Annotated in this window: 13 protein-coding genes and 1 riboswitch; of the genes, 12 read left to right on the top strand and 1 reads right to left on the bottom strand. The window is 75.2% G+C overall.

The genetic code is table 11. The features are described 5' to 3' along the window. The 9 genes from AC1DQC_RS19340 to AC1DQC_RS19300 form a co-directional block, all read left to right on the top strand. Nucleotides 1–1450, top strand: a 1450-nt coding sequence (locus AC1DQC_RS19340) for an RsmB/NOP family class I SAM-dependent RNA methyltransferase (RefSeq protein WP_477052859.1), incomplete at its 5' end; no start/stop codon positions are given. Nucleotides 1451–1468: 18 nt separating this feature from the next. Further along, nucleotides 1469–2128, top strand: coding sequence for a ribulose-phosphate 3-epimerase (rpe, locus tag AC1DQC_RS19335; RefSeq protein ID WP_477052858.1), 660 nt, complete (start codon nucleotides 1469–1471; stop codon nucleotides 2126–2128). 53 nt (nucleotides 2129–2181) lie between these two features. After that, nucleotides 2182–2314, top strand: a riboswitch (FMN riboswitch). 77 nt (nucleotides 2315–2391) lie between these two features. Beyond that, nucleotides 2392–3456, top strand: a complete 1065-nt coding sequence (gene ribD, locus AC1DQC_RS19330; protein ID WP_477052857.1) for a bifunctional diaminohydroxyphosphoribosylaminopyrimidine deaminase/5-amino-6-(5-phosphoribosylamino)uracil reductase RibD — start codon at nucleotides 2392–2394, stop codon at nucleotides 3454–3456. Beyond that, entirely contained in the window at nucleotides 3456–4067 is a 612-nt protein-coding gene (locus AC1DQC_RS19325; protein ID WP_477052856.1) for a riboflavin synthase, read from the top strand. The genes ribD and AC1DQC_RS19325 overlap by 1 nt, the downstream gene beginning before the upstream one ends. Continuing rightward, nucleotides 4064–5431: a 3,4-dihydroxy-2-butanone-4-phosphate synthase gene (gene ribB, locus AC1DQC_RS19320; protein ID WP_477052855.1), complete on the top strand. Its 1368-nt coding sequence runs from the start codon at nucleotides 4064–4066 to the stop codon at nucleotides 5429–5431. Before AC1DQC_RS19325 ends, ribB begins: the two co-directional genes overlap by 4 nt. Further along, entirely contained in the window at nucleotides 5428–5922 is a 495-nt protein-coding gene (gene ribH / locus AC1DQC_RS19315; protein WP_477052854.1) for a 6,7-dimethyl-8-ribityllumazine synthase, read from the top strand. Before ribB ends, ribH begins: the two co-directional genes overlap by 4 nt. Further along, complete coding sequence (locus tag AC1DQC_RS19310) at nucleotides 5919–6182, top strand: phosphoribosyl-ATP diphosphatase (protein WP_477052853.1); 264 nt, start codon at nucleotides 5919–5921, stop codon at nucleotides 6180–6182. Before ribH ends, AC1DQC_RS19310 begins: the two co-directional genes overlap by 4 nt. A gap of 11 nt (nucleotides 6183–6193) precedes the next feature. Further along, nucleotides 6194–7042: an ATP phosphoribosyltransferase gene (hisG, locus tag AC1DQC_RS19305; RefSeq protein ID WP_477052852.1), complete on the top strand. Its 849-nt coding sequence runs from the start codon at nucleotides 6194–6196 to the stop codon at nucleotides 7040–7042. Further along, the gene (locus AC1DQC_RS19300) at nucleotides 7030–7488 is read left to right on the top strand and encodes a PH domain-containing protein (protein WP_477052851.1); all 459 of its coding nucleotides are present in this window, start codon (nucleotides 7030–7032) and stop codon (nucleotides 7486–7488) included. Before hisG ends, AC1DQC_RS19300 begins: the two co-directional genes overlap by 13 nt. Here AC1DQC_RS19300 and AC1DQC_RS19295 read toward each other — a convergent pair. Next, nucleotides 7485–8606 carry a DUF3866 family protein gene (locus tag AC1DQC_RS19295; RefSeq protein ID WP_477052850.1) on the bottom strand — a complete coding sequence of 374 codons (1122 nt, stop codon included), beginning with the start codon at nucleotides 8604–8606 and terminating at the stop codon, nucleotides 7485–7487. The two genes, AC1DQC_RS19300 and AC1DQC_RS19295, sit on opposite strands and share 4 nt — an antisense overlap. Nucleotides 8607–8640: 34 nt before the next feature. On the opposite strand from AC1DQC_RS19295, the gene AC1DQC_RS19290 reads away from it, so the two are divergent. From AC1DQC_RS19290 to AC1DQC_RS19280, 3 genes are all read left to right on the top strand, one after another. Further along, a complete protein-coding gene (locus AC1DQC_RS19290) occupies nucleotides 8641–9636 on the top strand; it encodes a helix-turn-helix transcriptional regulator (protein WP_477052849.1) in 996 nt (331 codons plus the stop codon). Further along, the gene (locus AC1DQC_RS19285; protein WP_477052848.1) at nucleotides 9629–10591 is read left to right on the top strand and encodes a helix-turn-helix transcriptional regulator; all 963 of its coding nucleotides are present in this window, start codon (nucleotides 9629–9631) and stop codon (nucleotides 10589–10591) included. The genes AC1DQC_RS19290 and AC1DQC_RS19285 overlap by 8 nt, the downstream gene beginning before the upstream one ends. A 1-nt stretch (nucleotide 10592) precedes the next feature. Further along, nucleotides 10593–10875: hypothetical protein (locus AC1DQC_RS19280; protein WP_477052847.1), on the top strand; the 283-nt coding region annotated here is incomplete at its 3' end.

Genomic DNA, 10875 nt, shown 5'->3' with positions numbered 1-10875 from the left:
GGGCCGGACGCAGCGCTCGGCCGCGGCGCCGTCGCAGCGCCGCCGGGGCAGCGACCCGGCCCGCACGGCCGCGTACGACGTGCTGCGCGCCGTCGCGGGCACCGACTCGTACGCGAACCTCGTCCTCCCGCCGCTGCTGCGGGAGCGCCGGATCACCGGCCGCGACGCCGCGTTCGCGACCGAGCTGGCCTACGGCACGCTCCGGCTGCAGGGCCGGTACGACGCGATCATCGCCCAGGCGTCCTCCCGCGCGGTCGACACCATCGACGCCCCGGCCCTCGACGTCCTGCGGCTCGGCGTGCACCAGCTGCTCGGCATGCGCGTCCCTGCCCACGCCGCGGTCTCCGAGACGGTCGGCCTCGCCCGCGAGCAGCTGGGCACCGGGCCGTCGCAGTTCGTCAACGCCGTCCTGCGGGCGGTCGGGCGCGAGTCGCCGGAGGCCTGGGAGCAGCGGATCGCCGACGCCACCGGCGACGACGAGCTGGCGCGGCTCGCCGTCGCGCAGAGCCACCCGCTGTGGGTGGTCCGCGCTCTGCGTGAGGCCCTCGTCGGCAACGGGCGGTCCGCCGACGAGATCGGCGCGCTGCTCGCGGCGGACAACCTGGCGCCCCGGGTGACCCTCGTCGCGCGACCCGGCCTGGCCGACCAGGAGGACGTGCTCGAAGAGACCGAGGGCGCGGGTCTGTCCGGTGCCCTGACCCCGACCGCGGTCATCCTCACCGGCGGCGACCCGGCGGCGCTGGACAGCGTCCGCGACGGTCGCGTTGGCGTGCAGGACGAGGGCAGCCAGCTGGTCGCGCTGGCCCTGACCGAGGCACCGCTCGACGGCCCCGACGAGCGCTGGCTCGACCTGTGCGCGGGCCCCGGCGGCAAGGCGGCGCTGCTCGCCGCCGTCGCGGGGGRGCGCGGCGCGCGGATCGTCGCCAACGAGGTCCAGCCGCACCGCACGCGGCTCGTGGAGCAGGCGCTGCGCGCGGTGCCCGCCGACGCCGTCGAGGAAGTGCGGACGGGCGACGGGCGGACGGTCGGCGCCGACGAGCCGGGCGCGTACGACCGGGTGATGGTGGACGCGCCGTGCACCGGCCTCGGCGCGTTGCGTCGTCGGCCGGAGGCGCGCTGGCGGCGGACGCCCGCGGACCTGGCCGGACTCAGCGCCCTGCAGCGTGACCTGCTGGTCTCCGCGCTGCGGGCGGTGCGCCCGGGCGGCGTCGTCGCCTACGTGACGTGCTCGCCGCACCTCGTCGAGACGCAGCTGGTGGTCAAGGACGCCGTGAAGGCCGCGGGCCGCGCGGGCATCGTCGCGGAGTCGGTGGACGCCCGCGACGTCGTGCGCCACATCGCGCCGGGCGGGTACGTCGACCTGGACGACGACCGGACCGACGTCCAGCTGTGGCCGCACGTGCACGGCACCGACGCGATGCACCTGACGCTCCTGCGTCGGACCAGCTGAGGCCTCTACGCTGGCCGGGTGCCTGCGCTGATCAACCCGAGCATCCTGTCCGCCGACTTCGCCAACCTCGAGCGTGACCTCCAGGCGATCGCCTCCGCCGACTTCGTGCACGTCGACGTCATGGACAACCACTTCGTGCCGAACCTGACGCTCRGCCTGCCCGTGGTGAAGCGGATCGCCGAGGTCTCGCCGGTGCCGCTGGACGTGCACCTGATGATCGAGGACGCCGACCGCTGGGCCCCGGAGTACGCCGCGGCCGGCGCGGCGTCCGTGACTTTCCATGCCGAGGCGACGCAGGCGCCGGTCCGGCTGGCCCGCGAGCTGCGGTCCCGCGGCGTGCGCGCCGGGATCGCCCTGCGGCCGGCCTCGCCCGTCGAGCCGCTGCTCGACCTCCTGCCCGAGTTCGACATGCTGCTCGTGATGACGGTCGAGCCGGGCTTCGGCGGCCAGTCGTTCATCGAGGGCATGCTCCCCAAGATCCGGCGCGCGCGTGCCGCGCTGGACGCATCCGGCGCGGCCACCTGGATCCAGGTCGACGGCGGGGTCGCGCGCGACACCATCGGCAGGATCGCCGCGGCCGGCGCGAACGTGTTCGTCGCGGGCTCCGCGGTCTACGGCGCGCCCGACGTCGCGGCCGAGATCGCGGCCCTGCGAGCGCTGGCGGACGCGGACGCCTGACCGGCGGGAATGTCCCGTGTGGCATGATCGTTGGCGCACTACGAACACACATACACGTGCTCCGGGGTCGGTGTAATTCCGAGCCGGCGGTGACAGTCCGCGACCCGCTCGGTCCGCAAGGATCGGGTGGTTGACCTGGTGGAACTCCAGGACCGACGGTGAAAGTCCGGATGGGAGGATCACGTGGCGGCGCCCTGCGCGCCGTGGCTGCGGGACACCTCCTGCCGCCCTCACCCCGGAGCGTCCGCGCCCGGAGGTGACGCATGACCAGCACCGAGGCCGGCGTGCGCGCACCCTCCGAGACCGACGCCATGCGGCGTGCCCTCGAGCTCGCTCGGCGCGGACCGGCCAACGGCCCCAACCCGCGCGTGGGCGCCGTGCTGCTGAGCCCGTCCGGCGAGCTCGTCGGCGAGGGCTGGCACCGCGGGGCAGGCACGCCCCACGCCGAGGTCGCCGCGCTGGCGGACGCCGCCGCGCGCGGAGCCTCCACGCGGGGCGCCACGGCCGTCGTGACGCTCGAGCCCTGCAACCACACCGGCCGCACCGGTCCCTGCTCCGAGGCGCTCCTCGCCGCTGGCGTGGCGCGCGTGGTCGTGTCGGTCGCGGACCCCAACCCGGTGGCGGCGGGCGGCGCCGAGCGGCTGCGCTCGGCGGGCGTCGAGGTCGAGACCGGGCTGCTGGCCGACGAGGGGCGGGCGCTCCTGGGTGCGTGGCTGCCGTCCGTCGAGCGAGGCCGCCCGTTCGTCACCCTGAAGCTCGCCACGTCGCTCGACGGGCGCATCGCCGCCGCGGACGGCTCCAGCCGGTGGATCACGTCCGAGCTGTCGCGGCACCACGCGCACGACCTGCGTGCCGAGGTCGACGCCATCGCCGTGGGCACGGGCACCGCGCTCGTCGACGACCCGTCGCTGACCGCACGGAACGCCGCCGGCGAGCTGCACGGGCACCAGCCCCTGCGCGTGGTCGTGGGCCACCGCGACGTCCCGGCCGGTGCCCGCCTGCGCGGACCGGGCGGCGAGCTCCTGCAGGTCCGTACGCACGATCCCGCCGACGTCGTCGCGGCGCTCGCCGAGCGAGAGGTCCGGCACCTGCTCGTCGAGGGCGGCCCCACGCTCGCCGCCGCGTTCGTGCGGGCCGGGCTCGTCGACGAGGTGCACGCCTACGTCGCCCCCGTCCTGCTCGGCTCCGGTCCGTCCGCGATGGCCGAGCTCGGCGTCGCCAGCATCGGCGACGCCGTCCGCCTCACCACCCGTTCCGTCATCCCGCTCGGCCCCGACGTCCTTGTCGTCGCGACCGTCGACCCGCACACCAGCACGGAGGAGCACTGATGTTCACCGGAATCGTCGAGGAGATCGGCACCGTCGAGGCCATCGAGCACGGACCGGACGGTTCCGACGCCCGCCTGCGCGTCCGCGGCCCGCTCGTCGTGTCCGACGCCCACCTGGGCGACTCGATCAGCGTGTCCGGGGTCTGCCTCACGGTGACCGAGCTGCCCGGCGACGGCACGTTCTTCGCCGACGTGATGCCCGAGACCCTGCGGCGCAGCGCCCTGGAGGACGTCGGGGTGTCGAGCCCGGTCAACCTCGAGCGGGCGCTGGGCGTGGGCGGCCGGTACGGCGGGCACGTGGTGCAGGGGCACGTCGACGGCGTCGGCACGATCCTGAGCCGGAACCCCGGACCCCGCTGGGACGACGTCGAGATCGGGCTGGCCCCCGAGCTCGCGCGCTACGTCGCCGAGAAGGGGTCGATCGCGGTCTCGGGCATCTCGCTCACGGTCACCCACGTCACCGACGAGTCGTTCGGCGTCTCGCTCATCCCCACCACGCTCGAGGCGACGACCCTCGGCACGCTCGCGCCCGGCGCTCGGGTCAACCTGGAGGTCGACGTGCTGGCCAAGTACACCGAACGGCTGCTCTCGGCGGCGGGGGTGCTGCGATGACCGCCCCCGCGGGTGTCCGCCTGGGCACGGTCGAGGACGCGCTCGAGGCGCTGCGGGCGGGCCGGCCGGTTCTGGTGGCCGACTCGCCCGACCGCGAGAACGAGGCGGACGTGATCATCGCCGCGCAGTCCGCGACGCCCGAGTGGGTGGCGTGGATGATCCGGCACTCGTCCGGCTACCTGTGCGCGCCCATGCCGGCGTCGCGCGCCGACGCGCTCGACCTGCCGCTCATGGTCCCGCACAGCCAGGACCCGCGGCGGACCGCCTACACCGTGACGGTCGACGCGGCGACGGGCGTCACCACCGGCATCTCGGCGGCGGACCGCGCGCGCACGCTGCGGGTCCTGGCGGACCCGGCGTCGGGCCGCGAGGACCTCATCCGGCCGGGGCACGTGCTGCCCCTGCGGGCCGTGCCCGGCGGGGTCCTGCACCGCGCCGGCCACACCGAGGCCGCGGTCGACCTGTGCCGGCTCGCCGGTCTCGAGCCCGTCGGCGCGATCGGCGAGCTGGTCAACGACGACGGCACGATGACGCGGCTGCCGGTCGCGTCCGCGCTGGCGGAGGCCGAGGGCCTGGTCCTGCTGACCATCGAGGACATCGTGGCCTGGCGCACCGAGCACGGCGACGACGTCACCGCGGAGGTCGCCGTGGCGGCCCCGCCGCGCGAGCGGGTGCACGCCACGCACACGGCGTACCTGCCCACCAAGCACGGCGACTTCCGCATCCACGGCTACCGCGACCTGCGCACCGGCGCCGAGCACGTCGCGCTGGTGCCCACGGGTGGGCTGGCCGAGCACCCGGTGGTCCGCGTGCACTCCGAGTGCCTGACCGGGGACGCGTTCGGCTCCGCGCGCTGCGACTGCGGCCCCCAGCTGGACGCGGCCCTGGAGCTCGCGTCTGAGCAGGGCGGCGCCGTGGTCTACCTGCGCGGGCACGAGGGTCGGGGGATCGGCCTGCTCGCCAAGGTGGCGGCCTACGCGCTGCAGGATGAGGGCCGGGACACCGTCGAGGCCAACCTGGACCTCGGCTGGCCGGCCGACCGGCGCGAGTACGGCGCCGCGGCGGCGATCCTCACGGACCTCGGCGTGCAGCGCATCACCCTGCTCACCAACAACCCGGCCAAGGTGGCGGGGCTGCGGGCGCACGGGATCGACGTCGCCGAGATCCGCAGCCTCGAGGTCGGCCGCACGCCGCAGAACGAGGCCTACCTGCGCACCAAGGCGACGTCCATGGGGCACCTGCTCCACCTGCCGCCCGGAACGGAGCGCGACCCGATCCCGGTCTCGCCCGTGCACGCGACGCCGGCCACGCCGGGCGCCGACCACGACGACCACGCGTTCGAGAACCTGGAGGACCTGGCATGAGCGGTGCTGGAGCACCCACCCTTTCCGTCGACGGCACGGGCCTGAAGGTCGTCGTCGTCGCGGCGAGCTGGCACACCGTCGTGATGGACGGCCTGCTCGCCGGCGCGCAGCGTGCGCTGGCGGCGGCCCACGTCGAGGACGTCACCGTCGTCCGCGTCCCGGGCACGTTCGAGCTCCCGGTCGCGGCGCAGGTCGCTGCCGCGGGCGGTGCCGACGCCGTCGTGGCCCTCGGGGTCGTCATCCGGGGCGGCACGCCGCACTTCGAGTACGTGTGCCAGGGCGCGACCCTCGGCCTCACGGACGTCGGCATCCGCACGGGCGTGCCCGTCGGGTTCGGCGTGCTCACCTGCGACAACGAGGAGCAGGCGCTCGACCGCGCCGGCCTCGAGGGGTCGCACGAGGACAAGGGTGCCGAGGCCGCCGAGGCTGCCGTCGCGACCGTGGTCGCCCTGCGCGCCCTGCGCCCGGTCCCGTCTAGAGTGCCCGCGTGAAGACCTTCGACACCCTGTTTGCCGAGCTCTCGGAGAAGGCGGAGACCCGCCCGGCGGGCTCCGGCACCGTCGCGGAGCTGGACACCGGCGTGCACGGCATCGGCAAGAAGGTCGTCGAGGAGGCCGCCGAGGTCTGGATGGCCGCCGAGCACGAGTCCGACGAGCGGACGGCCGAGGAGATCTCGCAGCTCCTCTACCACCTGCAGGTGCTGATGATCGCCCGCGGGCTCACGCTCGCCGACGTCTACACCCACCTCTGAGGAGAACGACCGTGCTGAGGATCGCCGTCCCGAACAAGGGGTCCCTGTCCGAGCCCGCCGTCGAGATGCTCAAGGAGGCCGGGTACCGCCAGCGGCGCGACTCCCGCGAGCTCGTGCTGCCCGACCCGGACAACGACGTCGAGTTCTTCTTCCTGCGCCCGCGCGACATCGCGGTGTACGTCGGTGCAGGCACGGTCGACGTCGGCATCACCGGCCGCGACCTGATGCTCGACTCGGAGTCCTCTGCGGTCGAGCACCTGCCCCTGGGTTTCGCCCGCTCCACCTTCCGGTTCGCCGGGACCGCGGGGGAGTGGACCGACGTCAAGCAGGTCGGCGACCGCCGCGTCGCCACGTCCTACCCCGTGCTCGTCCGGTCGTACCTGCGCTCGCTCGGCATCGAGCCGGCGGGCGTCGTGCGCCTGGACGGCGCGGTCGAGTCGGCGATCAAGCTCGGCGTCGCCGACGTGATCGCGGACGTGGTCGAGACGGGCACCACGCTGCGCGCGGCCGGGCTGGAGATCTTCGCGGAGCCGATCCTGCGGTCGGAGGCCGTGCTCGTGCGACGTGCGGACGGCGAGGAGCCCGCCGGGCTCGACGTGCTGACGCGACGGCTGCAGGGCGTGCTCACCGCCCGCGAGTACGTGCTCATGGACTACGACGTGCCGCTCGACCTGGTCGACCGGGCCGTGGCGATCACACCGGGGCTCGAGTCGCCGACGGTGTCGCCGCTGCACAACCGCGACTGGGCGGCAGTGCGGGCCATGGTCCGTCGCGACCAGACCAACCGGGTGATGGACTCCCTGTACGACATCGGTGCGCGTGCGATCCTCGTGACGTCGATCCACGCGTGCCGACTCTGAGCGGCACCGCGTTGGCCGACCTCACGGCACCGTTCCGACCCCGCCTCGCCCGGGTCGTCACGCTCGTCATGGCGGTCGTCGTGGTCGCGCTCACCATCGCGATCATGCTGGCCCTGTCCGTCCTCACGGCGGGCGACCGGCTCGGCTTCGCGATCGTCGGCGGCCTCATCGCCCTGTTCCTCGTGCGGCAGGCCTCGGTCGTCGCACGCGCCGACGACGACGGGCTGACGGTCCGGAACCTCGTCTTCACGCGCCGGCTCGAGTGGGCCGAGGTGGTGTCGGTGCGGTTCGGGTCCGGCCGGCCGTGGGTCCAGCTCGACCTCGCCGACGGCGACACCCTCGCGGTCATGGCGATCCAGCGCGCGGACGGTCCGTTCGCCGACGCCGAGGCGCGCCGCCTGGCCACTCTCGTCGCCCTGCACACGACGACGCCGCGGGACGACTAGAGCCCGGACGACCAGAGAGCAGCGGCGTGCACCCCGGCCGCTGCGGCGGCGAGGAACGCCGCGGGGTCCTCGTGCAGGCCGCGGCCCATGGTCGAGAGCCGCACGGGCGTGTCCGCGAGCGCGGCGAGCAGCGGGCCGCCCGCGTCCACCTCGACCAGCCGATGCCGGGCACCGAGCGGGGCCGCCTGGTCGCGGACGCGCCGCCCGAGGTCGCCCTCGAGCACCGGGACCACGACGTCCGCGGCGGCGAGCGCGACGCGCCCGTAGGCGGTGAGCGAGTGATGGGACACGCCCAGGTGCCGCTCGCGCGCGTCGGCCCCGGACACCCGCAGCGAGGCGACCGGGCGACCGCCGAGCACGCCGGCCGCGTTGATGGCCTCGCCGGCCGCGACGCCGGAGAAGCCCCAGCGCGTCCCCGTGCCGAGGTTGCCCGGACCCTGCGCGACCACCACGAGGTCGGCGCCGACCACGTGCCGCGCGGCGAGCAGCCCCGTGTGCACGGTGACGGCCTCGAGGTCCCCGCCGAACGCCTGCCCGGTGGTGATGCAGGCGGCGATCCAGCCCGCGGAGCGCAGTCCCGCGATCGTTCGCGAGAACCACGCGGGGAGCGCCCCGCCGTCGGTCATCACGTAGGCGACGGTCGGCGGCCTGCGGCCGGCGAGCGACGCGGCGGAGCGCGCTCCCGCCACGATCGCGGGGAGCGCCGAGTGCAGATCGGCGACCACGACGGGCAGTGCGTCGAGGTCGTCGGCGTCCCGCAGGAGGTCGTGGTGGGGCGACTCCTGGTCGTCGACGCCGAGCACCATCGCCTGCAGCGGGGTGTAGCGGGCCTTGACCAGGTGCCCGGGCCCGTCGGGCGGGTCGACGGGCGGGCGGTCCGGCAGCGCGATGACCAGCGCATAGCCGCCGGTGCCCAGCCCGCGGGCCAGCGCCGAGACGTTGAGCAGCACGCGGTCGCCGATCTCCGGGCTGCCGACGAGCGCGGGGAACGCCAGGGCACGGATCGTGTCCCCGGCGGTCGCGGTGCCCACGGGAGCCTCGAGCTCGACCGTGACCTCGGCCGCGCCGGGCCACGTGGACCCGAGCGACACCACGACACCCGCACGCCACGTGATCACGCGCCCACGCTACCGGCCACTACGGTGGTCACCGATGGCTGCCCAGATCGCCCCCGCCGAACGCCTGCTCAACCTCGTCATCGCCCTGGTCAACACCGCCGGGCGGATGACCAAGGAGCAGGTGCGCACGAGCGTCGCCGGGTATCAGGAGGCGCCGTCCGACGAGGCCTTCGAGCGGATGTTCGAGCGCGACAAGGACACGCTGCGTGACCTCGGCGTCCCGATCCTCACGGTCACCGACGCCGGCCACGGCGACGACATCGGCTACCGGGTCGACCTCGACGCCTACGCGCTCCCGCCCCTGGACCTCACGGCGGCGGAGCTCGGGGTGCTCGCCATGGCGGCGCAGGTGTGGCAGGACCAGTCCGTCCGCGCGGACACCACGCGCGCCCTGACCAAGCTCCGGGCCGTCGGCGACGCGCCCGAGTCCACGGACCTGGTGGCTGGGCTCGCGCCGCGCGTCCGGGCGGGCGGCGGGGCGTTCGGGCCGCTGGTCGACGCCGTGCAGGCGCGCCAGGCCGTCCGGTTCACGTACCGGGCCGCGACCACGGGCGAGGTGCGCGAGCGCACCGTCGAGCCGTGGAAGCTGCTGGCCCGCCGTGGCGGCTGGGTCCTCGTGGGCCGCGACCGCGACCGCGGAGCCAGCCGCTCCTTCCGGCTGAGCCGGCTCGAGGGTGCGGTCCGCACGGTGGGCGAGCCGGGGTCGTTCACGGCGCCGACGGCGCAGGAGCTGGCCGACGCGCTGCAGAGCTGGGGGAGCGGGCCGGAGCGCATTGCGACCCTGGCCATCCTCCCCGAGCGAGCGAGCGCGGCCCGGGCGCGCGCGGTCCCGGCGCCGGCCGACGTGCCGGAGGTTCCCGGTCGCGACGTCGTGCACGTGCCGTTCCGTGCCGAGTGGGAGCTCGCGGAGGAGCTGGTCGGCTACGGCGACGCCGTCGTCGTGCTCGCCCCCGCGGGGCTACGCGCCTCGGTGCTGCACCTGCTGCGCACCGCGGCCACGCTCGACCAGGAGGTGCCCACCGATGGCTGAGCGCGCCAGCGACAGGCTCCTGCGCCTGCTGGGGATGATCACGTACCTGGACCGCCACGACGACGTCTCGGTCGAGGCGATCGCGTCGCAGTTCGGCGTGAGCACCCGGCAGGTGATGGACGACATCGACACGCTCTGGGTCACGGGAACGCCGGGGTACTACCCGCACGACCTCATCGACTTCGACGCCGCCTCCTACGAGCAGGGCGTGGTCCGGCTCACGGAGTCCCGGGGGATGACCCGACCGCTGCGGCTCGGCGCGCGCGAGGCGGTCGTGCTCGTCGCCGCACTGCGCGCGATCGACGCGGCGCTCGGGGACGCGCTGGAGCCCGAGCGCGCCGCCGTGCTGCGGTCGGCCCTGGCCAAGCTGAGCGCGGCCACCGGCGACGCGGCCGCGGCGGTCGACGTGCAGCTCGCCGTCGACGCGGCTCCCGAGGTCGCCGCGGCGGTCGCGACCGCGCTGCGGCACGGGCGCCGGCTGCACCTGCGGTACGTGAACGCGTCCGACGTGACGACCGAGCGCGACGTCGACCCCATCCGCCTGGTCACCGACGACGAGCGCTCCTACCTGCTCGCCTGGTGCCTGCTGGTCGACGGCGAGCGGTTGTTCCGGGTGGACCGGGTGCTCAGCGCGAGGGTCCTCGACACGCCGAGCGTCGATCACCAGGTCCGTGCCGGTGCGGACGTCTTCTCGCCGAGCGCGGAGGGGGAGCTGGTGACGCTGCACCTCACCAGCCAGGCGCGGTGGGTGGCCGAGACGACTCCCGTCGACGCCGTCCGCAACCTCGAGGACGGCTCGTTCGAGGTCGACGTCCGGGTGGTGCAGCACGCGTGGCTGCGGCACCTGGTCCTGCAGGTGGCCGACGACGTGATCGAGGTCCGGCCCGCCCGGGTCGCGCAGGAGGTCGCGGCGGCCGCGCGTGCGGCGCTGCGGGCCTATGGAGAGGTGGGCTGACGTGCTCTGGTTCTCGGTCTGGACGCTCCTGGTCCTCGCCACCCTCGCCGGCGCGTTCCTGCTCGGGCGGCGGCTCTGGCGATCCGCGCTGGCGCTCGGCCGCGAGCTCTCGCGCGCGGCGGACGTCGCCTCGCAGCTGGCCGACCGCGTGGACGAGCTGCAGGCGGCGCGCGGGCCCGTCGACACCGGCCCGACGCTGTTCGCCGACMCCGAGCCGCTGCGCGCCCGGCWGGCCGAGCACGACCGTGCGGGCCGGTGGCGCGGGCGTCTGCGACGGCATGGAC

It is taken from the genome of Cellulomonas sp. P4_H12 (assembly GCF_056400905.1).
This window is presented reverse-complemented; position numbering and strand designations above follow the sequence as displayed.